1 protein-coding gene is annotated in these 1,226 nt (G+C 58.7%); it reads left to right on the plus strand.

Annotated elements, in window-relative coordinates; translation table 11 throughout:
* Window positions 1-247: 247 nt before the first annotated feature.
* Entirely contained in the window at window positions 248-1,090 is an 843-nt protein-coding gene (locus tag EN925_RS36535) for a hypothetical protein (protein ID WP_127384645.1), read from the plus strand.
* The last annotated feature ends 136 nt before the right edge of the window (window positions 1,091-1,226 follow it).

A 1,226-nucleotide genomic window follows, 5' to 3' on the forward strand; every position in this document is an offset into this window, starting at 1 on the left:
CTTTTCAGTCCTCTGAGAACTTCGCCGTCAACCCGGCTCGGAGCGCTGGCGTTACAGCGCCGCGCGCTTTCAGACGTGCGAAGATGCGGCAGCACTTGATTTTAGTGGTCGAAGACAAGCTTTCGTTGCAAAAATGCTGCACCTCGGCTGCAATCGGGCAAGTCGAGCGGTCGCGTCCATTTCTTTTTACTTCTGGTGCCTTCCGCGTGTTAGCTGCGTCAGTATATTCGGAATATTCGGGGGTCACATGCAGCGTTTTCCTATTGTCGTCGCGTCATTGGTCGTGGCGACGTCTGCCTACGCGGCCGACATCTTGCAGCCGATCGCAGAAGAAACGATGGTCACGCCGCATATCTCCGGCTACGGCGAACTTTACCTTGGCGGACTAAGGTTTCCCGACGGCAACGACGACACGGTCCGGGGCGGCGGTGGTGCAGGTCGCGTCAACATTCCGTTTGCCGGGCGCTGGAACCTGCAAGGCGACCTCACTTACGATCGCATCTGGCAGGACGACTTTCACCTGGATGGCACCGGCGCCGCGATCCATGGCTATTATCGCGATCCCGACAGTTTTGCGGCTGGCGTTTTCGCTGCCTACAAATCCTATGGCTCCAATTTCCTTCGCGACGTAAGTGTGTACGACTATCAGGTGGGGCCGGAAGCCCAGGTCTATCTCGGCAATTTGACCCTTTACGGCCAAGCCTATTATGGCCAGTTCACCTTCGATTCCGAACATTTCGATATCGAACGTTTCGACCAATGGGGTGTCCGCGGCGTCGCGCGTTATTTCGTCCAGAAGAACTTTCGCCTGGATGCCGAACTCGATTTCCACAGAACGCTCGTGGGCTCCAACGAGGACATGTTTGACGCCGCCGTTCAGGCCACATACCGCTTCGACGATACACCGTGGTCGCTGTTTGGGCGCTATCAGTTCGAGCGGACCACGGTCTCCGAAACGGGTTATTCAAGCCACGAAGTCCTGATCGGCGTGCGCGCCAGCTTCGGCAGCAACTCGCTGCTTGACGAGGATCGCAATGGGGCGACCATGGACACCATGCGACCCAACGCGGTGAGAAGTTTCGGGGGCTAAGCTGGGTCCTACGTCCCGCTTCCGGCATCATCGCCTGTCTTGGTACCAACAGCCCCGGCCTCGCGCCGGGGTTTGCGCGAGATGCGCCGACGATGATCGATGCGCTCAAGGCCGGCGCGCTGTGCGGCACGCTGAT

The sequence above is a fragment of the Mesorhizobium sp. M7A.F.Ca.US.006.04.2.1 genome (assembly GCF_004022915.1).
Taxonomy (GTDB): domain Bacteria; phylum Pseudomonadota; class Alphaproteobacteria; order Rhizobiales; family Rhizobiaceae; genus Mesorhizobium; species Mesorhizobium ciceri.

What these genes read in the sequence shown, in the direction of transcription:
- EN925_RS36535 (WP_127384645.1), top strand. Translation starts at nt 248, where the DNA reads ATGCAGCGTTTTCCTATTGTCGTCGCGTCATTGGTCGTGGCGACGTCT.